The following is a 21,011-nucleotide window of genomic DNA, read 5'->3' as shown; positions in this document are numbered from 1 at the left end:
AAGAATTGTCTCTCGCTTACGGACTGTCTGAGGATCAAAACTGCCATCACGGTCACGAGGTGTCTCTACAGTTACCTCACCATACTGCGTCTGAACAGTTTTAGGCATTTTGCCATTACGACGATTCCCTGACTCACGGGACCCTTCACTCAAGTGAGCATCCATCTCACCCTCAAGAGCTGCATTCAAAATACGCTCCAACATTGGTGCCAATGCACCATCTTTTCCAAACAACGGCTTGCCTGTACGCAACTGCTCGGCTGCCAGCTTGTAATCAATTTCTTCGTTTGCCATCATAAAATAAACGTGTTAAACTACATTTTGTTGTAGCCTGACACAGTTTACTTTACATTCTCATTAATTTGCTTTTTTGCGATTTATTTGGTTTCGTTTCCATAATCTTGATCTTATACGATTTAATTATTTTAGTTATAATAATAGCTAGAAGTATTGCCTCAACCTATCATATAATATATAAATACCTTCATTTTTGTATATTATAAGATAGGTTATGCTTTAAAGCATAGTGATGAGAAATTGTTTTTGCTATCATACTATCAAGAACCTCATATCCCTTCTCATTAAGATGCATTCCGTCATTAAGGTATAATCGCTTTAGATCATTTTTATAATCTTTGTTCCATGATTTGTATCTTATTACACATACTTTATCTTTGTATCCATTTTCATTTAATAGTTCATCAAATGCATTTCTAAATTGTTGTTTACAATTTATGGGTGTTCCAGTGATCGCCATAGATACATATCTCAGTATTTTCCTGTGTATTTTATGATTAGTAAAAGCTTTTTCTGTGTTGTAGTCTGGAATTTCAATAATTATGGGAATAATTCCTTTTTCTAATAAATAATTAATGATGCACTTCATGCTTTCTTTATAATAATGAGTACTCATTTTTTGGTTTGTATCATTAACTCCTGCCATTATAACACAGTAGTCCGTATCATCTTCCATAAGTTGTTTGATTTCTGTATTCCTATACAGTTCGTTATACACTTCTTTGCTTGTAAGACCGCTAATTCCAAATGAAACTGTTTTTGAAGCTTTTCCTGAGAATTCTTTTATTAAATGATCTATACTGCATTGATGGTAATAGTGCCTTTCGGCCCAACTGTCACCTATAATAGCCACTTTTAGCGTATCGCTAGTTTTATGTTGCTTGTACTTTTGATGAGATTCTTGCTTTGCTGCTGAGTAATAATTGATAGAAAGGATGATTATATATATCAATAATAATATCCCCACAAGTGGCAGCCATATTTTTTTTGTGATTATTATATCGCTTTTCATCTTTTTTTTTGCAAAAGTACTATTTTTTTTGTGCAATCTGGCTTATTAACAACATTTTTTGTATTTTTGCAGACAAGTGTAGTTTCAGTAGTTTTTTGAAATGGAAAGAACAGATGTTAAACAAAGAATAGTTTGGATAGACTGGGCAAAATCTATATGTATCTTCCTAATGGTTGTTGGCCATTGGTCTTCTAATGATAATGTGCTACTTTTTATATATTCGTTTCATATGCCTGCTTTATTTATTATTTCAGGTATATTGTATAAACCTCGACCATGGCATAAGTCAATGTTGTCCTTTGCTGTTCCTGTCGCTTTCTTTTCTATTATTAATATTGCTTTTCTGTTATTAACAGGAAGCATATGTATAGAGAACTTATTCTCAAAAGACGTTTTTTTTCGATTGTTTCATTATAGATATGGTTTAGGAGAGGGTTTTTATTGTGGTGACTGGTTTCTTTGGGCACTGTTGGGTCTAAGATTATTTTATGGTGACATCAGCTATTTGTCAGCGCTTAGAAAGTATTATATTCCCATAGTTGTTAGTGTTATTGTCTATATGTCTTTAGAATCTCATTTCCTCACTATTGATACAATATTTAGGGGGGCATATGTTGGTCGGCTAGTTCCTGCAATGCCCTTCTTTTGCCTGGGATTTTTCTTGAAAGACAATAGCTGGAAACCTTGGGGTTTTTCTGTATATACTTTGTTGGCTTTAAGTGGCTTGTTGCTTGTAATGCCAATAATTAATGGTAATACTTCTATTAATAGCAATATTTATGGTATTTCATATAGCGTGTTTTTTGTTTTTGCTTCTATATCGAGTGTGATTTTGTTTGAATTATCAAATTGTTTGCCAGCATTGAGGTTTGTGACGGTAATATCAAATGGAACTCTTCTTGTTTTGGGATTGCATATTCCAATCATGAAATTTTTGGATATGTTTTTTCCTTCGTGTTTTCATGAGTTCTTGCCCTTAGCTGTTCTTCCAATTTGTTATTTCCCTATTGTGTTTTTGTATAAAAAGTGTCCATTGTTGTTGGGTAAGATTTAAATGATTTTTTGTAGCAAATTTGTGATTCATTATAATTGGATTTGGTATGGATAGTTTATCTTTTAGAATCGTTAATAGTAAGAATATGCTAAGGTATATTATAATTGTATCATTATTGTTTAATGTATGTTGTGGATATATTATTTTCTTTAAGACAGATGTTTGTCAAAAGATAATATATAAAATAGGCTTTGGTGAGAACCCATCAATGGTAAATAAGCGCAAAATAGAGTTTCGTTGTATTCAAGGATGGGAGAATACCTTGTATAAAATGAATGTTGATGCAGATATTGTTTTCTTTGGGAATTCTATTACATATGAAAGTAATTTTCAACAGGTGTTCCCAGATTTGAAGATTGTTAATATGGGATGTAATAAAGATATTATTGATGATTTAATAAATAGGGCGTTTATGATAAAAAGTGTACATCCTAAAAAAATATTTGTTATGGGGGGGATTAATAATTTTAATGCAACTCCACTTGATGAATTTAAGATAAAATATGAGACTTTAGTTGATTCGATAAGAATATATAATCCTGGTGCAAATATTTTTCTACAAAGTATACTTCCTGTGAATCCTACAAAAGGCGTTGGTACAATTTATGTTGACTGCGTTAATAAAATAAAGGATGCCAACGAAATTATAGAAAACATATCTCGAAACAATAACTGTACATACATAGACCTGTTTTCTGCATATCAAGTGAATGACACCTTGCCTCAGAAATATACCAGAGATGGATTACATCTATATCCTAAATATTATGATATTTGGGCTGATGTAATAAAACCATTTGTTGAGTGATTTGTACTTATATGCGCGATTCTGTGCTTATATTGAAAAAGAAATGCATAAAAGTTTGTGAGTAATAAAAAAATAGTGTATATTTGTAGCAAAAAACAGGATGTTGTTTACTGTCATTACGATAAACTATAATAATTGTAAAGGTCTGTACCAAACAATAGAAAGTGTGTTAGGGCAGACCTGTCGTAATTTTGAGTATATTATTATTGATGGAGGTTCTAATGATGGAAGTGTTGATTTGATTAAGGAGTATGGTAAGAAAATCTCTTATTGGTGTTCAGAAAAGGATCGTGGAATATATCATGCCATGAATAAGGGTGTAGCTCTAGCTCATGGTGATTATTGTATATTTATGAATTCTGGAGATCGGTTCTATGATAATAAGGTTCTTGATCAGATAGCTGAGATATATGCAGAAGAAAGTATTATTGTTGGTAAAGTCTCTATTGATGATAATGATAATATTATATCACCTCCTCCTCATGGCGAGTTGACATTTTATCATTTATATTCAGGCGCAATTCCTCATCAAGGGGCTTTTATTAAAACATCATTGTTGCATAAATATCCTTATGATGAGAGACTAAGAATCGCATCAGATTGGAAGTTCTTTGTTCAGACTCTGATAATGGATAATTGTTCTATTCGTTATTTGAATGTCTATGTTGCGTGTTATGATTTAAATGGATTAAGTTCATCAAATCCAGAGTTAATGCAAACTGAAAAACAAAATGTGTTGGCAGAACTATTACCACCAAGAGTATTAGCTGATTATAAGCGAATGAAACAGTCGGAATGTCTGGTACAATCTATAACTCCACAGTTAAAAATTAATTATGGAGTTGATAAACTTCTATATAATATTGGCAAAATACTGTTGAAAATAAGGAGAAAGTAGCATGAATGATATAATAAGAGTAACCATTTTGATGCCAATATTTAAGGTAGAACAGTATTTGGAGAAAACGCTTGATTCTGTTTTCTCTCAAACATACAACAATATTGATTATGTGTTTGTTAATGATTGTTCACCTGATAATAGTTTGCAGGTGTTAAGAAATACTATAAGCAAATATGGAATACCAGAAGATAGGTATACAATAATTGATCACAAACAAAATGAAGGAATAGCTGTTTCTAGAGCTGATTGTATTTCACATGCAAAAGGAGACTATGTCTTTTTTGTAGACAGCGATGACTGGATAGAAAAGAATACTGTAGAAAAAATGGTCGAGGCTACTCGAAATGGTGTTGTTGATATTGTTGGATGTGATTTTTATAAAGACTATTTATCAGAAGATTCTACATATCATCATGAAGATTATGCAGAAACCTGCATGGAGAATCTGTATAGATGCTTAAATTATGATATCGCTACGGTGCTTTGGAAACTCTTGATTAGAAGAACTCTTTTTGACAACTTTACAATAACACCACATGTGGATATTGTTGAAGATTATATTATGTCTGTTAAGTTATATTACTATGCGAAGAGCTTTGTTGCTATTCCGCAAGCTTTTTATCATTATGTACAATACAATCAGGCAAGGGTTTCTCTTCAAACATTATGGAGCGTTAATATGCATATTAAGGGAGTTCAAGAAGTTGAGGAATTTTGTAGAGAGAAAGGATTGTATGATAATTATGTTATGCACAAGCTAAACCTCCGTAAGTTTAATATAAAAAGTAACTTTTTAACAAAAGGCTTGTTAGATTATAAAGCATATAGAAATACATTCCCAGAGTCAAAAAGAATGTGGAGAGAAATGGGTTATACTCGAAACGAGAAACTGAAGTTTTGGCTTGCGGAACATGATTTGTTTGTTTTGTTGAAATTCTTACAAAGATAGATATGGAGCAGAAAGTAAAAGTTTCTATTCTCGTGCCTTTTTATAACGTAGAGAAATATGTAGGTCGTTGTGTTGAGTCTTTATTTACTCAGACATATAAGAATATTGAGTATGTTTTTGTAAATGATTGTACTCCAGATAAAAGCATGGATGTTATTAATGAGTATATTATTAAATATGGAGTGTCGGAGCAATGTAAGATAATAGTTCATGAGGAGAATAAAGGCATATCTGTTTCTCGCAATGACTGTTTGGATAATATGACAGGAGACTACTTCCTGTTTATTGATAGTGATGACTATATTGATAGAGATATGGTAGAACTCTTGGTTGAAGCCGCTTTGAAAGAGAATGCAGATATCTCAGGTTGTGGATATATTGAGGAATATGCAGATCATAGTGTAGAATGTCCGCAGAAGTATACGAATGATCATGATGAGATGATGCGTGCGATTACTCTTCTGACCATCAAAGGGGTAATGTGGAAATTGTTGGTCCGTAGTACGATTGTAACAGATCACAAGGATGAAGTTCGTTTCATCCCAGATCGTAATATGGTGGATGACTATTTGTTCTGTTGTCAATTGTTCTACTATGCTCATCGGTTCGCTGGAGTTGATAGATGTATGTATCATTGGATTCAATATAACCCAAACAATTATACTCATACAACAGTTTTTGCTGTTGAGAGTCAAGCTGCAGCAATTCGTATGGTGGAAGAGTTTTATAGAGGTAAAGGGGTCTTTGAAGTAGTTGAGAATGAACTTAATCAACGTAAATTTATCTCAAAGCTTCCATTGCTTTTGGATAAGAATTGTTTAAGTGTAGAAAAATGGAGGAATCTTTTCCCAGAGAGTAATGCCGTTGGATCTCAGTTGTATTTCTCTGTAGGAAACAAAATTCTTTTCAGGATTGCTTCTTCTCCTTTCTATTGGATTCTTCCTTTGATATATCCTTTTATATCTCGCAAATAATATGTGGCATTAATAATTTGTTATAGTGAATAGAGATAAAAATCTTGATTTATACAAGGGAGTACTGATTATATTAGTTATATTAGGCCATGCTCTTCAGTTTGGATTTGGCCCCCAATATAGATTTTCAGAATTGTTCTATGATGATTTTATGTTTAGAGCAATTTACACTTTTCATATGCCGCTGTTTATGACAATAAGCGGTTCCCTGTTTTACTATTCAAATTCAAAAAGCTATCAATCAGTAATATTGTCTAAAATTAAATATATAGGAATCCCTTTTTTGTCATACTTTGTTATTATTTATGGTCTCATTTTTTACTTTGCCAATGCAGATTCTTTTTATTTCATAGATTTTATTAATAAGATGAGAATAAATATGTGGTTCTTGTCATCTTTGTTGTTGAATTGTATGATAGTATCAAGTACGGTTCATTTTTTTAAAAAGAGAGAACTAGTTTATTTAGTATTCGCATTCATATTTGTTCTCTTTCATGTATTGTCTGATGATATAATCCCTTCTCATCATAAATTCATGTTTTTTTATTTTCTGGTAGGATATTGGTGTTGCAATAAGTTCGGCGTTTTTTTTATATGTAATAAAGTCTTGTTGGTATCTCTTCTTTCTTTATTATTTATATTCACTTTGTTTATATTTGATAAGGAACTATTTGTATATGGAAGTGGTTTATGTATAATAAAAGAAGGACGTTTGTCTCTCCAGCAGTTATTCATTGATATAATAAGATATGTAATCGGTATTGTTAATGGATTATGTTTTTGTAGTGTTCTTGTGTTATTAAATAAATATAGATGGTTTAGTAAGATTTCTGATTATCTCCTTCATTTAGGCAATAATACATTGGCAATATATGGCGTTCAGTCTATCGCATTTATACTTATATCAGAATTATTGGAATTACATGAGGTATGTATCCCTTATAATTATGTGATTCCTATTGCTTGGGTAATTATTGTTATTATTATATCAGAATTGTTTATACTTGTTTTTGATAAATCTAAATTATGTAGATTTTTGTTCTTGGGGCGAAAATAGATAAAAAATAGAATATTAAGATTCAAATGAGAACTAGTAAAAATAAATTTGTAAAGCGATACTTAATCTATGTATCATTTTTACTTAATATATTGTTTGTTGCTCTTTTCTGTTGTTTGTTTTTTAAAAAAAACATCATAAATGAAATACTTATTATGCTTGAATATAAGAAGAGTATAGAAATACCCTACAAGAATAAACCAGAATATCTTGTTGCAGAGGCGTGGGCAAATTCTCTTTCTAAGCTAGATATAGAGGCAGATGTCGTTTTTTATGGAAATTCAATTACTTTTGATAGTGATTTCCAGTTACTTTTCCCTAAAACTAGAATATGTAATATGGGATGTAAGGGAGATGATCTTGACGATTTGATTAATAGATCGTTTATTATTAGTTGTGTCAAACCAAAGAAAATATTTGTGTTAGGAGGTATTAATAAATTCTCTCAAATCTCTTTGGAGGAATTTAAGCATAAATATAAGTTGATGGTAGAAACAATAACGAAACAGAATCCTACAGCTCAAATATATCTTCAAGGAATGCTGCCTGTAAATATAAACTTGCTATATGGTAAGCAATATATTGATTGTATAGACAAGATTAAGGCTGGGAATGATATTATTAAAGATATTGCAACTTCGTCGGGCGTGGTTTATATTGACTTATACTCATTGTTTCAAGATGATGATTCTTTGCCTTTAAAATATACAGAGGATGGTTTGCATATTAATAAAGAAGCGTATTATATTTGGGCAAATTTCATAGAGAAATATCTATTGTAATAATTTACCTATGATGACTTAAATGGATTAATTCTGTATATTGGCTTTATTAAAAACCTTTCAATTATAAGAGCAATTGGATATGTTATTAGAAGAATTGTTGTAAGGTGAATGACATCATAAATAATAGTGTCTTTCGGCAGATTTATATAATATAGCAATCTTTCTGAAATAGTAATAAATGGCCAGTGAATACAAAAAATAGATAAAGAATTTCTTCCTATTTTTGAAAATATATGTGATATTTTTTTACCCTCAACTTTTTTTGCGAGTATTATTAAAATAACACTGCCAACTGAGGCTCCAGGGAACAATAGGAAAAGAGATCTACCATAATATCTTATTGATAAGTTTACTGACCAGGTATAGTATCTGAATATTGCATAAATGATTATTAATAATATAATATGATTTGTTGTGATCTTTTCTAAAATATTGTATTTGCGAATAAGAAATCCTTCAAATAGAAACAGTGCAAAAAGAAAAGCAGTGTCCCAACTCCATGGAAGTAGAATCGGTAAAAAGGATAGTGCATATGAAATAATGAGATACAAAGAAAAAAATACGGTTGTTTTATACTGAAATTTGCTTTCTTGTATTATTTTAAACACACAAAATGATGTAAACATAGAAGGAAGAAACCATAATGGACAATTGCCTGATTGTAGAAACAATATATTATTTTCGTTATTATAAGGAAATAAACTCCATCTAGCATATAATGCTCCTAATATGTCACTTATTGAAAAAGATTGAGAAACAATAAATGCAATTGTAGTGAATAAAATATATGGAATAATTAATTTCCATAATTTTTCCATTATTCTTATTGGCCGATTTGTGCAATATCCACTTATAACAAAAAAAACAGGGATGTAAAAAAGAGATGCCCATGACATAAGAGGGTAAGATGCATGACTACATACAACAAGTATAATTCCCAACCCTTTTGCTATATCTATAAATTCAATATTCTTTTTCATCAAATACGTGTTAATTATGCATTATGTTTTTGATTTTGACGCAAAGATATGAAAAAATACCCAATTATAAAAAAAAGATGATAAAGTTTTGATTATTTCCAAGAATTTAGTATATTTGCAATGGTAAATTTGATGTTTATGTTAAAACAAGGTCGTATAGAATTTGTTGATCTAGCTAAAGGTATTACTATTCTGATTATAGCGTTAACTCATACATATGGGGATTCGGGTGGTTTTGTCTTAGAAATATTTTCTATTTTTAAAGTTCCAACTTTTTTTGCATTATCTGGGATTTTTTTTAAAACTTATGAATCGTCAAATGTGTTTTTTAAGAAAAAAGCAAATCAGCTACTTATCCCTCTTATCTTTACATATTTGTTCTTATCATTGCCTTGGAATGTTTTTTTAGAACTGTATGGAGGTCATACATTGTCTGTTACGAACCTGATTCTTATGCCAGGAACAAATAGATTAAATTTTGGTATGGCTCCAGGTGCATGGTTCGTTTTGTGTCTTTTGTTTATAGAAATCTTTTATTATTTTATATTTGTATTATCTCGAGGGAATATGATGCTTATTTCATTTGTGGCCTTATTAGCCGGCCTTACTGGCTATTTCCTAAATGAAATGAGTCTTCCAATATGGTTTGACACAGCCTTGACATCTATGCCATTCTTCTTACTAGGAATACTTATTGGGCGTTATAGTAGTTTCTTGAAGTTGGAGATGTCCTCAAGACAATGGCTGGTTTTAGCTTTATCGATTATTATATTTTTATATAATATTTATATTCTTGGAGATGGCGAAATCTTTTATGCTGCTAATAGGTATAACGTTAATGTTTTTTGTCTCTTTATTGGTGGTGCGTCGGGCGTTCTTGTTGTTCTTCTGGTTTCAAAGGCTATTAGAACGTTATCATTGATATCATTTATTGGACGTCATAGTTTAATAGTGCTGCTGACTCATCAATTGTACCTCTTTATTCTTAGAAATATCGTATATCAATTAAACCTTCAACAAGATAATATTTTCGTAAGTTTTAGCCTTTTTCTAATTGTTGTAGTTTTATCTGTACCTACAATATATTTCTGTAAGAAGTATCTTCCATGGGCTTTTGGATTAAAGGAACTTGTTAAATGATGATTTTATATGAGGATCAATAAGAATATTATATTGTCTGGATTGTTATTATTATGTGCATTAAATTTATTCTTTATGCACATTAATGTACTCTCTGTAAGTCAAATAGAGGATCCGCTTGATGGTATCTCATGGGTTGATAATGTATTCAGAGTTATATTGGATGTTTGGATAATTTTCGCTATATTTGTTTTATTGGCGTGTGGACGATTGAGAATTGCTATAATAGTGACTTTTATAGTAACATATATATGGTCTTTCTCAAATGTTCTATATTCACGTTTTTTTTATCATTACATAACTCTGTCATCAATTTGTGAGGTGGGGGCTGTGGCTGATGGGTTAGTTATTAATAGTATGATAGCAGGAATCAGATTTATTGATTTCTATTATGTGATGGTTTTATTATTCTTTTTTTTGTTAAATCGTAGATGCACATTCCCAGATGTCAAATTATTACGTTATATGCGTATATGGGTAACCTTTTTTTTGTTCATATATGTATTTGATCTTGCTTCTCATGTTCTATACTGTGTCTCACAACCAGAATTGCGTTATTGGGGATATTGTAAGCGCAGAATAGGAAGACGTGTGTTTGGGCAAAATCATTTTTTTGCTTTGCCGATTTACGCTCATTTTCATAATGGTTCAATCAAATCACTTATTTTAGAGTCTTTTATGACTATAAGGGGAGAGATAGAACTAAATGATATGCAAACAAACTGTATATTAGAGACATTAAAACAATCAGAAAAGTCAATGATAAAATCTGTTCGGAATGGGGAAATAAAGAACTTAATCTTTGTCTTAATAGAATCCCAGATGTCTTTTGTTATAGATAAGATTGTTGATGGTAAAGAAATTACGCCATATCTGAATTCGCTCAAATCCGACTCTTCTGTATATTATAATGGACATGTTCGCCCTAATATAACAATAGGAGAGTCTTCAGATGGTCAGTATGTTTATATGACAGGAATTCTTCCTTTGCGTTCTATATTGACAGTATCAAAAGCATGTAAGAAAAAATTGCCAGGTTTACCAAGACAATTGAGAAAAGTAGGCATTAAACATTCAAGAATGATTCTTCCTACTTCTCCTTCACTGTGGCGACAAGATGAAATGTGTCAACAATATGGTTTCGAAAAATTATATTCAAGCAATGATTATCCTGGTGAACATAAACAAACTTTGACTGATAAACAGGTTTTTGAGTTGGCAGAGAAGTTGGATTCAGAAGAGTCTGATACACCTTTTTTCTCAATAGTTCTTACAGCATCGATGCATCAACCTTATAATAGATTATTAGATTCTTCATTTGAGATTAATGACTCATCAATTGATGAAGAATTAAAGTTCTATCTCAATGCATGTCATTATACAGATGAGGCTATTGGAAACTATTTGGTTTCATTAAAAAATAAGGGATTATATAATAATAGTATTATAGTTATTGCGTCTGATCACCATGTACATTCGACGGATTTCGGAGGTGGAATCTCAACAGATATTCCATTATTTATAATTAATGGAGATTTTAATGGCTCATATGCCGGGGCATGTAACCAATTAGATGTTTATACAACAATAGTTGATATGATGAATGTTCCTAATCCGTGGCCTGGTTTAGGTTATTCCCTACTTAATCCCAAGTACAATAATATTGATTTAAATAAACGTTGGGATGTTTCGGAATGGTTGTTGCTTAGTAACTTTTTTGATAGTTCTAGAATGTGTTATTGGTAAATTTTATATTATTGTTTCTTATTTCTTTTTCTCTTGTATTATATTATTTATTCGTCTTCGGCAATCATTTGCTCCTTTGCAAAATAATGAAATTAATAAAAAATTAATAGCAAGATAAATGATTAGTCCTACAGAACAGTAAAATGTGAGTGATAAGAAACCGCTATTGTACTTAATTGGTATTAAAGTTAAAGAGTAATGTGCAATAATAAAACTGATAATAGAAACAGTGTAGTTGCGGATTGCACCTCGCCAGTAAGTATAGATACTCTCATGAAAACCACTGTGGAAAAGGTAATATGGCTTCCACAATACTATAATCAGCAATGTTGAGACAATTTTACCTAGCAGAATACCGGTAATCCCCAAATAGAATCCGGCAATAATCGTTATAACCACGTTAATGCCAAGTTCTGTCCATGCAGACCATACATCGGCATACAATCCATGAGAGTGGTTATACATGTCAATAACTCCGCGAGACGTACTTATATAAATGTGTATGCAAAGTAAGATGAGTATATTATGACTTAAGATGTATTCTGGTCCTAACCACGTTGAGATAAAAGGTTCAATAAAGTGGAAAATAGAAAAACATAGGAAGCCGGCAACAAAATGCCGAATAGTCATGAGCTCCCAAAAAACTTTCATGGTGTTTTGTTTGTTGCCTTCTGCAACAAGATTACCTACTCCTGCATATGTGCTATCAAGTATTGAGCTAAAAATCTGTCCAACCTTTGCTACAATCATGGTATAATTCCCATAGTATGCAACCATTTTTAATGATACAAAAGCAAAAACAAATAGTTCATCACTTTTGTTAAGAATGAAATCTTTTATTTTGTGGATAAAGATTTGTCGAGTGTTTGTTAGAATGGTTGGATATTTCTTTAGAAGTTGCTTTCCGGCTTTTTTATCTGTTTTAAGCCAAGGATATTCCTTGTTGATTCTCCAATTTAGTACTATGCATCCAATAAGACTAAAAAGAAATTCTGTAGCAACCCAAATATATAGATTTTTGAAACGTATGGCTAGCCATATTTGAAGTGCTATTCGTATCATGTTTGCAGATTGAAAGTATATGGCAACAAGATAGCCTTTCTGGTCTGCTGATAATAATATTTGGCGATAATTTATGAAATAACCTATAAGTGAAGAGCCAAGAATAGAGAGAAAAGAGAAATAGATAATGAATAATGGTAGCTCATCGTTGTGGAATATTAGTGGGAAAAATAGTGAGATAAAAATTCCTACAGAGAGTATAATATATCCAATGCATCGATATAGATATCCAAAAACAGACATAATCTCGTTGATTTCTAATCGATTATTGGATTGTAATGGTTTAAAGAGAAAAAAGCTGATGCAACTACCAATTCCTAGTTCTGCTAAATTCATGTATCCAAGAATATTACTAAGTGTTCCTTGTAAACCTATGAATTCAGCACCGAGATTTGATAGAAATACTTTTCTTGAGAAAAAAGAAAGAAAGAGAGTCAGGAAGTAAAAAAGTAGATTTACTTCTGCATTTTTGATACTTTTACTAACTCGCTCTCCCATAATGAATTATTTGAAATGATAATAAAAATCATTTGAAAGACATCGCCAACACCAATGTAAGTTACTTATGTTCAGTCCATCATTAATGTCGTCTAAAGGCATCATTAGTGGAATGTGATTGATATGAAGATGGTGGTGCTCACAGAACACATTGATAAGCCTTTCGCTCATATATCCATAGATACGACTTTGAATAGGGTCATCTGTTGGTGGGACACGGCGTTCTACTTCGAAAAGTATATCGAATAACCATTCTGAATAGGCATCAAAATGTTTCCAATGTGTAATAAACATGTTATAACCTACAGCTTTATTGCAATGATCCATTGTTTTTTCGAAAGCTGGTATGTATTGAGGACTACGTTCCTTAATAATTTGACGTAGCATTTCCCAATCTTTCGCTATGTGATAATCGCCATATTGCTTAGTGTTGCTTACGCGCCAATGACGAGCAATAGGTAAGATAATATCGTATTTAGATAGTCTTTTCTCTAAATCTGGGAATTGATATTTCTGATTAAGAAATGACTCTGTAGATATAAAATGTTTATCTGCTGAGAATTGTGGCCATTTTTTTGTAAAGTCAAAATAGCGGCGATAATGATTTAGTCCGACAATATCAACATTCTTAAGGTTCTTCCATGCCCAGTAGTGACATGTGAGTTCACAGAAATGAGGATTCTTAATTGATATGTTTTCTCCTTCATTATCTGGCTGATAATCTTTAATGGGATTATGTATGGCCGCTCCTGCTTGGATTGGCAGGAAATAAGGATGTTGTGGTAGCAGAACCTCCTTATGAGCGCAGATGAAAATCTTTATATTACTCATATGCTATGTCGTATGTTCGGTGTGGATAAAATCTGTATTCTTTCTATCTATATGGAGAATGTTCTTCAGCATGCGGAGTACAAGTGTAGGGATAGTTAGTACTTTAGAGAATGAACGGAATCGGATTTCCTTAGGAATGGCGAAAAATAGTGATAGTCCTAATATAGCTAGTGTAATCCACCATTTTTCACACCATGATGGCATGGCAATAGTCATAAAAATGGAAATGCCGGCAAGTAAAACAATTAGTATTGATCTGGGAATTAATGCTTGCTGAATAGTCTTATCAACAAAGTTAATCTTTCCATGAGCTATTGCTCCTGGTATCTTAGGAAGATTGCTCATTAGGCTCTGAACCTGAGCGGTCATCCAGCGCATGCGCTGTTTCTGGAAGTTGTCTTGGTTACTAACCTTCTCGTCGAATACATGAATATCTGGCGCATATTTGATGAAAACTTCCTGATGGAGTAGGAGTGCTTCCATCTCGCGGTCTTCGCCTGCTGTAGATAGTTGGAATACATTCTTTTTGAATAGTTCATAATTGAAACACATACCAGACCCAATCAAGGCAGAAGACAATCCAAGGCGGTTGTGGGCTTTACGGAACAATGTGTTGTTAATTTCTTCGCTGGCTCCGTCAAGTACAGCAACATCGTTATTTGCGTTCTTAGCACAGCGGTGACATTGAATAGCATCGTAGACAGAACATAGAATATTGAGTTGAGATAAGAATTCTGGACGTACAACATTGTCAGCATCGAGTACCACCACGTTGTCGAATGATTCCTGTATCTCATTGATGGCATATTGCATTGCCTTTGCTTTTGAACTCTTCTCGAATGTTGGAGTAAGCAATGTAATCGGAAGGGTTCTTAGAAAATCATTAGTCTCAGGTTTCATGTGGTCAGAGATGACGGCCACAGTATAAAGGTCTGCTGGATAATCCTGCTCAAGGAAATGTTCTACAGCATTGATTATCACCCGATCCTCGTTGTAGGCAGGGTAAAGAATGAGAAACTTTGTCATTCTGTTAGTTAATGCTGCAGCATGTATAGCTACTCGATCTTCTTTCTCGTAAAACAATGAAATTATCGCAAAAAAAACTACATAAGCTACAGAGCCTAAGATTAGTACCCAAAGGGTTATGTCGATAATATGTAATATCTGCCAAATCATAATTGTGTTGAATGTATATTTAGTTGTTATCTTTTTTTCTGTGAATTAATTTTGTACTAATGATTCCCCATAGGGTAACAAATGGTGAACGCAAAAAAGTTCGGTCCCACATCTCATCGACTAGATAGTCTGGAGTAGCTAAAGCAAAAAAGAAAAGTGCCATAGAACTTAGAATCCACCATTTTATTACCATGGTCATGTATATGAAAGGTAGAACGATACTCATTACCATTAAAATACCGACCATACTGGTACGAGGGAGTAACATCCATTGAATCAGTTTGTCTGCCCAATCGTATTGTTTCCTAAAGATTGCTCCAGGTAAATATTTAATGTTCTTAATCAAATTCTGAATTTGTTGTAAGGTCCAACGGCTGTGTTGCTCATTCATCTTTGTCGTTGTTCTTTTCTTTTCACCATATAGGAGAATATTGTCAAAATAGTCAATAAAGTAGCCTTGCTTTAACAAAAGGGCTTCAAGCTCTTTATCTTCTCCTGCTGTTTTGGCTTTCATGACATTTTTCTTGAACCATGAAAAATCATATGCAGTTCCTGAACCAGCTAAAGCCGCAGATATACCGAGATTGATATGGCCTTTACGGAATATGGCATTATTAATTTCCTCGAAAATAGAGCCCATACGAGCTGCTGCTGTGTCTCTATTACGTGAGATACGATGCAATTGAATGGCTTTAGTCGCTGCGGTTTCAAAAGCATCATTTACTTTAGTAAGAAAGTCTTGTTCTACAATGTTATCTGCATCTAATACAAGAGCGATATCGTAGATTTTGAACTCAGGTAATTTTAGAATGGCATATTGTAGAGCCTTTGCTTTTGTACTTTCCGCAAAATCCGGAGTCAGTAAAGTTATAGGATATTGAGCGAGACGCATGTTTGTTATTTCTGATTGGTGGTCGGATACTACAACAACGTCAAACATACGTTGAGGATAATCTTGACTAAGAACAGATACAACGGTTTGCTCAATTACATTATCATGTTTATGAGATGGTATAATAATTGCAAAACGATTCTGTATTTTTGCTGTAGATAGAACACTTTCTCTGCTGAATAGTGATGCAATTGAAAAAACACCAAGATAAAGAACTGTACCACCAACTAAGATGAACAGAAACCAGTCGATAATGTATAATATAATCCAGAAATCCATTGCTCGAATTTAGAATTTGATGTTCGAATTAACAGTTCCTTTGAAGACGGCTTTGACTAAATCAAATCTGCCTTGGAGGGAATATTTAATCATGTCACGAGTTGCGACTATACCAATAAGGTATATATATGATAGGTATTTATTGATACCTTTATAGTTGCGTTTTACGAGAATGAGTCTATTGCGAGTGATGTAATAGGTGCGGAGGGGGCTATTTAGACCTGTTGTCTGACTTTCTTTGTGAAAAACAGTACAACATGGATCGTACCAGATTTCATAGCCGGCGTGGGTGAACATCATTGACCAGTCGATTTCTTCGTAATATAGGAAGAAGCAATCTGGCATCAAACCAACCTTTTCGATAGCTTCGCGTTTGATTAGCATAGCTGCACCATGAGCATAAGGGGTGGGGTGAGCTGTATCATATTGTCCTTTATCTTCTTCGCCAAAGCCAATAGCTTTATTTCTAAGTGTAATGCTTGATAGTGGGGTATATCCTGCAAATTGAATGGGATTATTACCCCAGGCAAAACGAAGTTTGGGGCAAACTATACCTGTTTTTTCAGAAGACTCTAATCGTTTGATAAGATTGTCAATATTGAACTCTTTAAAATAGGTGTCGTTATTTATAAGCAGAATGTAATCTCCTTTAGCCTCTTTGATACCCAAATTGTTTCCTCCTGCAAAGCCTAAGTTTTTGTCGCTACGGATTACTTTTACTTGCGGGAAACGTTCAGAAATGATGCTGGCTTCATCTTCTTTTGAGGCATTATCTACCACTATCACCTCCATGTTGTTATTGAAGGGGATGGAATCAATTAATTCGCAGGTATCTTTTATCCCGTTATAATTGACTGTAATGATAGATAATCTACACTCGTTTTGCAAGTTTCTTTTCTAATTTTAGTCTCTTCTTCTCTGCTTCTTCTGCAAGAAGTTTATCTTCATATTCCTCATATTGAGATTCAATTTTAGGTAGGATGAAAACTGTAGTCAATCCTCCGTAGAATATGAGGACATTAGGAAACTGCATTAAAATCTGGTTAGCATATCCTCCTAGATGCAAAGCTATAAATGCAGCACACCATCCAGCTCCGATTCCCATAAGAGATTTGTTCTTGATTCTAAAAAATACGTAGCTACATGCGCTAATAAACATAATTAGGTTGCAAATAATGAACCATGTAATTCCTATTTTTCCAGTGCGAACCCAAATAAAAACATATTCTGAATCAGGTGGTATTTGAGATACTATTTTAAATTTATTCCAAGCTGGAATATTATCTGCAAATATTCCAATTCCAATACCCCAAGGTGCATCCTTCATGTATTTGGCTATCGCTTCTTTGTTCACATCTCGTACATTGGCGGAAGCATCTTCTTTGTTAAATGCAGATCTCATTCGTCTTATCTGACTGTTGCCTTGGCCAATATCTGTGAATACTAATATAGAAAGGAATAATGCAAGTATTACACTTACAGGAGCTATTATCTTAACAGATTTTGATAATACTAAGAAAACACAGAAACCTGCAATTAGGCAAAAGATAGCAGTTCTTGTGCCTGAAGCAAACATCGCCCATACAGAAAGAATTCCTACAATAGCAAAAAATATCCTATACTTCTTTATCTTATTTGTGATGGCAAGGACTATGAAGAATACTCCTGCTGCAGCCATATGAATTCCAAATATTGCTGCATCGTTAAATACAGACCAATATCTGAGGATACCATTTACTCTGTGTGTTCTATAAGCATAATTATTCAACCAAGCATTTTCTGCTGCTGTAAATCCAATATTTTGTTGTTTCCACGTCCAAAAAACGGCAAACAATAATAATCCTGCCCACCAAAATATAAGTTGATTTATTCTTTTGGGAGTATTAATATATAGGCTAAAGACGATAACTGCATATAATAGTTGAAAAGCCATAAGTCTGGCTCCTGTAAACCATGCTGTTAGATTCATTCCTAAACCACAGGTATCATTAAAAACTTCAATAATACAAAATACACACCATCCTAATACACCGATTAGCATATAGTTGGCCAAATTCTCAAAATTAGATTCTCTTAGATCAATAATAGCTATGGCAATTAATACTAATTCGAGTAACTCGTTTGGTAGTGAAGCCGGTAATGGCATCTTGTTTTCTTTCTGAAGAAACATCACAAAGAAATTTATAAGAAAGAGTGCCCAAAAAGTCAGCATTCTGTAGCTAAATGCAAAATAGACAGCAACTATTGATATTGGTATTGCCAACATCATTGCTATGCCATTAATTCCAGAATTTTTAAAAGAATATAGAGTTAGCAAAAACAGGAGAAAGAGTAAAAAGACTCTTCCTCCGTTTTCATGTGCGTATTCTGAAAATCTGTTGGAATAAACTTTATTTATCATTATTTGGCATGACTATTTTCTACTGCAGTAATTCCCATTTGTGACATACGATAAATGAAGTTGTTGAAACCAGTATATGGTGGCAACTGACCAACAAATTCCTCAACAGCATAGCGCTGGCACTCTGTCAAGTACATGAATAATGAGTTTTTATTCTCTAAGCGCTCGTTTAACTCCTTTAGTGCTTTCTGGTCTACATCCTTCCATGTACGGTTGGCACGAGTTACCATCAAGTTAACTGTACCCATATTAAGCAAAGCTGGTGGAATTGAGTTGTCATCCAGGTTTGGATATTCTACAATAGCAATTTCATTAGGAAGAAGATCTGGGCAAATATCCTTGATATCTTTTGCCATAATGAATCGGCTATCCTCTGCAAGGTAATCTTCATCGTATGTGATACGACGAACCTGAAGGCCAATGGAAATCCAATAGTTCTCAAGTTCCTGAGCAATATAGCTCTTTCCGTTTGCAGCATCAGTGGAGAGGAGATTAAGTACGTTTTGTTTTCCATCTTCAAAGTGGGGCAGAAGAGCTTTGCTGAGCTGGCGTAATGCCATATCAGCAATAGTCTTATTGAATCGACGATAACGCAAGTTGCTCTCTTTAGGAAAACATCCCATTACAGGAAGCTTTGTTATTCTTTCTGAACGCATGCGATCACGAAGGGTGCGATCCAATAACTCTATAATGAAGAAGTACATGGCTGTTAACATGAATGTTAGCATAAATGCTGCCAAGAGTGTTGTCATGCGGTTTGTGGGTTGCGCATTCATGGGGAACATAGGTGGATTAAGTACCCTTAAAGTCGCGGTAGACATCTGGAGATTCTTCTGGCGTAGGCGTGCTGCATTAAGCGCCTTTAGCATCTCCATATAGTTTCCTTCAATAAAGGCGATATGACGATCTTTGCGAGCTATTGTTGCGCCTATTGGAGCGTAATAGAGTACTTCTTTGTCGATTTTTTCTCGCATAACATCTTGAGCACTCTCATGGGCTTTGGTCTCTTCTAATTTTAGAACTTGATCAAGCCATTTCTCTACCATGCCACTTGCCTTAACACCTGTCTCTGTGTTATAGTTACCAGCTTCAATATCTTTAACAAGTCCTCTAACATTGTTAGATGCTTCTTGCAACATACGTTGTGCTTTGGCCAATTCTTGTTGTGTTTCTATTTCGCTACCACCTCCTTCACTACTCATTAATCGAAGGTTAGAAATACGAGACTGGATACGAGAAATATCTGTTACTTGGTTAGTAAAGTCTCTATTGGCCTTGATAACTTTGGCTCTATCTCCTAATTGACGTTCCAAATAGTTCATCAAAGCACGAGTTGTAGTTTTATCTATCATCAGGTCATTATCAGTCGTCTTCTGTGTTGCATCCATACCAGATAGCAGCTTGGTCTGTTCGTCATAATTGATGATTCGTTTTTCAACATTATAACGAATCAAATCATCCTCGGCATTTGTTAAGATACGATAGAGACGAGCAACTTCTCGCTCAAAGAACTTAATAACATTGTTAGTTTCGCCGTAACGTAATAATGCATATTGTCGAGCAAATACATCGTTAAGAATATCCAATGTGTTATATGCTATACCTGCATCATTAGCCGAATAGCCAATATCTATAATGTCACTTTTTGAAAGTTGTACAACTTTCAAACGGCTAGTTATGCTATTTATTCCGAAATAGGGATGATAATTTGTAATACCGAAAATAAAGTTATCGGCAGAAGGACGTTCATATGCTTTAAGATTTGCATAAGTGGCATTTTCGCTATTGTGGTTAATGAGGGCTTTAACTTCTGCTGGTACACTATTATATAATTGGCGGAAATGTTCGGCAGAAATATAATTGTTGTCTTTATTCGCATTACCATACATCATGCAACGTGCAAAAAGACGCAATGATACTTCATGTACTGTTGCATCTGTTGTAATTAATAACATAAGGTTGGTTATGTTTGTTTGTGCTTGACCACCAGCTGTTCCGACTCCTCCCTCAATATTATATCCAGTAATCATTCCTGTATATATTGTGGTGTTAGTGTCATATATTCTTTCCAAGTTTCTTGTGGAAAACCATGCCATAATCAATGCAATCATAGGAAAGATGATGAGATACCATCTTATCTTAAACAGGAATCTGACAATATATCTGAAT

At 33.4% G+C, this 21,011-nt stretch carries 19 protein-coding genes; 9 read left to right on the top strand and 10 right to left on the bottom strand.

Translation table 11 applies throughout. The features are described 5' to 3' along the window. Both BUB86_RS14870 and BUB86_RS14865 read right to left on the bottom strand, forming a co-directional pair. The coding region (locus BUB86_RS14870) for a transposase (RefSeq protein ID WP_175549522.1) at positions 1 to 294 on the bottom strand (294 nt) is incomplete at its 3' end. Positions 295 to 484: 190 nt separating this feature from the next. Next, positions 485 to 1,309, bottom strand: a complete 825-nt coding sequence (locus BUB86_RS14865) for an SGNH/GDSL hydrolase family protein (protein ID WP_073210932.1) — start codon at positions 1,307 to 1,309, stop codon at positions 485 to 487. A gap of 100 nt (positions 1,310 to 1,409) precedes the next feature. Here BUB86_RS14865 and BUB86_RS14860 point away from each other — a divergent pair, with 100 nt between their 5' ends. The 7 genes from BUB86_RS14860 (at position 1,410) to BUB86_RS14830 (ending at position 7,834) form a co-directional block, all read left to right on the top strand. Then, positions 1,410 to 2,363 (top strand): acyltransferase family protein, encoded by a 954-nt coding sequence (locus BUB86_RS14860; RefSeq protein WP_073210930.1) that lies wholly within the window; start codon positions 1,410 to 1,412, stop codon positions 2,361 to 2,363. Positions 2,364 to 2,409: 46 nt separating this feature from the next. Beyond that, on the top strand, positions 2,410 to 3,171 hold the full coding sequence (locus tag BUB86_RS14855; protein WP_073210928.1) for a GDSL-type esterase/lipase family protein: 762 nt from the start codon (positions 2,410 to 2,412) through the stop codon (positions 3,169 to 3,171). Positions 3,172 to 3,271: 100 nt separating this feature from the next. Then, positions 3,272 to 4,069, top strand: a complete 798-nt coding sequence (locus BUB86_RS14850) for a glycosyltransferase family 2 protein (RefSeq protein WP_073210926.1) — start codon at positions 3,272 to 3,274, stop codon at positions 4,067 to 4,069. A gap of 1 nt (position 4,070) precedes the next feature. Further along, complete coding sequence (locus BUB86_RS14845) at positions 4,071 to 5,021, top strand: glycosyltransferase family 2 protein (RefSeq protein WP_073210924.1); 951 nt, start codon at positions 4,071 to 4,073, stop codon at positions 5,019 to 5,021. A 2-nt stretch (positions 5,022 to 5,023) separates the two neighbouring features. Then, positions 5,024 to 5,995, top strand: coding sequence for a glycosyltransferase family 2 protein (locus tag BUB86_RS14840; RefSeq protein ID WP_073210922.1), 972 nt, complete (start codon positions 5,024 to 5,026; stop codon positions 5,993 to 5,995). A gap of 25 nt (positions 5,996 to 6,020) precedes the next feature. Beyond that, a complete protein-coding gene (locus BUB86_RS14835; RefSeq protein ID WP_073210920.1) occupies positions 6,021 to 7,052 on the top strand; it encodes an acyltransferase family protein in 1,032 nt (343 codons plus the stop codon). Between the two features lie 26 nt (positions 7,053 to 7,078). Further along, the gene (locus BUB86_RS14830) at positions 7,079 to 7,834 is read left to right on the top strand and encodes a GDSL-type esterase/lipase family protein (RefSeq protein ID WP_073210917.1); all 756 of its coding nucleotides are present in this window, start codon (positions 7,079 to 7,081) and stop codon (positions 7,832 to 7,834) included. Between the two features lie 8 nt (positions 7,835 to 7,842). Here BUB86_RS14830 and BUB86_RS14825 read toward each other — a convergent pair whose 3' ends face one another. Then, on the bottom strand, positions 7,843 to 8,817 hold the full coding sequence (locus BUB86_RS14825; protein ID WP_073210915.1) for an acyltransferase family protein: 975 nt from the start codon (positions 8,815 to 8,817) through the stop codon (positions 7,843 to 7,845). Between the two features lie 138 nt (positions 8,818 to 8,955). Here BUB86_RS14825 and BUB86_RS14820 point away from each other — a divergent pair, with 138 nt between their 5' ends. Beyond that, the gene (locus BUB86_RS14820) at positions 8,956 to 9,957 is read left to right on the top strand and encodes an acyltransferase family protein (RefSeq protein ID WP_073210913.1); all 1,002 of its coding nucleotides are present in this window, start codon (positions 8,956 to 8,958) and stop codon (positions 9,955 to 9,957) included. Between the two features lie 9 nt (positions 9,958 to 9,966). Then, the gene (locus BUB86_RS14815) at positions 9,967 to 11,703 is read left to right on the top strand and encodes an LTA synthase family protein (protein ID WP_073210912.1); all 1,737 of its coding nucleotides are present in this window, start codon (positions 9,967 to 9,969) and stop codon (positions 11,701 to 11,703) included. Between the two features lie 18 nt (positions 11,704 to 11,721). On the opposite strand, the gene BUB86_RS14810 is transcribed toward BUB86_RS14815, so the two are convergent. The 7 genes from BUB86_RS14810 to BUB86_RS14780 form a co-directional block, all read right to left on the bottom strand. Further along, positions 11,722 to 13,263, bottom strand: a complete 1,542-nt coding sequence (locus BUB86_RS14810) for a lipopolysaccharide biosynthesis protein (RefSeq protein WP_073210910.1) — start codon at positions 13,261 to 13,263, stop codon at positions 11,722 to 11,724. Between the two features lie 6 nt (positions 13,264 to 13,269). After that, a complete protein-coding gene (locus BUB86_RS14805; RefSeq protein WP_073210908.1) occupies positions 13,270 to 14,094 on the bottom strand; it encodes a DUF4422 domain-containing protein in 825 nt (274 codons plus the stop codon). 3 nt (positions 14,095 to 14,097) lie between these two features. Continuing rightward, on the bottom strand, positions 14,098 to 15,120 hold the full coding sequence (locus tag BUB86_RS14800) for a glycosyltransferase (RefSeq protein ID WP_175549520.1): 1,023 nt from the start codon (positions 15,118 to 15,120) through the stop codon (positions 14,098 to 14,100). Between the two features lie 169 nt (positions 15,121 to 15,289). Beyond that, the gene (locus BUB86_RS14795) at positions 15,290 to 16,441 is read right to left on the bottom strand and encodes a glycosyltransferase (protein WP_073210904.1); all 1,152 of its coding nucleotides are present in this window, start codon (positions 16,439 to 16,441) and stop codon (positions 15,290 to 15,292) included. A gap of 9 nt (positions 16,442 to 16,450) precedes the next feature. Beyond that, positions 16,451 to 17,329, bottom strand: a complete 879-nt coding sequence (locus tag BUB86_RS14790) for a glycosyltransferase family 2 protein (RefSeq protein WP_073210902.1) — start codon at positions 17,327 to 17,329, stop codon at positions 16,451 to 16,453. Then, positions 17,313 to 18,842 (bottom strand): O-antigen ligase family protein, encoded by a 1,530-nt coding sequence (locus BUB86_RS14785; protein WP_073210900.1) that lies wholly within the window; start codon positions 18,840 to 18,842, stop codon positions 17,313 to 17,315. Before BUB86_RS14785 ends, BUB86_RS14790 begins: the two co-directional genes overlap by 17 nt. Next, positions 18,842 to 20,953 carry a hypothetical protein gene (locus tag BUB86_RS14780; RefSeq protein WP_254795186.1) on the bottom strand — a complete coding sequence of 704 codons (2,112 nt, stop codon included), beginning with the start codon at positions 20,951 to 20,953 and terminating at the stop codon, positions 18,842 to 18,844. The genes BUB86_RS14785 and BUB86_RS14780 overlap by 1 nt, the downstream gene beginning before the upstream one ends. Between the last annotated feature and the right edge of the window lie 58 nt (positions 20,954 to 21,011).

The organism is Xylanibacter ruminicola (assembly GCF_900142525.1).
GTDB classification, from domain to species: Bacteria; Bacteroidota; Bacteroidia; order Bacteroidales; family Bacteroidaceae; genus Prevotella; species Prevotella ruminicola_A.
This window is presented reverse-complemented; position numbering and strand designations above follow the sequence as displayed.